Source organism: Endothiovibrio diazotrophicus (genome assembly GCF_054657215.1).
The window spans coordinates 1-518 of the sequence record NZ_BAAHXB010000307.1 but is presented as its reverse complement, the minus strand read 5'-3'; the positions used below and the strand labels follow the sequence as shown (position 1 = coordinate 518).

At 67.4% G+C, this 518-nt stretch carries 1 protein-coding gene; it reads right to left on the bottom strand.

Features of this window, described 5'->3' with window-relative positions; all coding sequences use genetic code 11:
* Positions 1 to 518, bottom strand: a 518-nt coding sequence (locus ACYQ2W_RS26565) for an Rpn family recombination-promoting nuclease/putative transposase (RefSeq protein WP_459874133.1), incomplete at both ends; no start/stop codon positions are given.

The following is a 518-nucleotide window of genomic DNA, read 5'->3' as shown; positions in this document are numbered from 1 at the left end:
GAACGAGCGGCGCAGCCGGGTCTGCTCCGGGGCGTGCAGCCAGAGCCGCAGGGTGCGAATCACCCGCAGTACGTCGGCGGGGGAGCGGCTGTTCTCCAGCCGGAAGAGGGCGGCGGCGAGGTTCTTCAGTGGCGCCAGATCCTCTTCGGTGTAGCGGCGCTCGTCGAGCAGCAGGTGACGGAAGGAGGGGCGATAGGCCTCCAGACCGCCGGGCACCGGCTCGATCAGCTCGCCGATCTCCAGCGGCGCGCCCCAGCGGGGGACGCCGTTGTAGAGTACCAGCGGTAACACCGGCGGCAGCCGAGTGCCGGGTTTCAGCCGGTCTCGCTTGATCAGGTCCTGGTAGAGCAGCCCCAGATAGGTAAGCAGACGCACCGCCATGAAGGGGTCGATGGTCGATTGGAATTCCAGCAGCAGATAGACATAGACCCAGCGCTGCTTGAGGCGGACCCGCCAGACCATGTCGTCGATGCGCTCGCGCAGGTCGTCGCTGACGTAGCTGCCGGCCACCCGTTCGA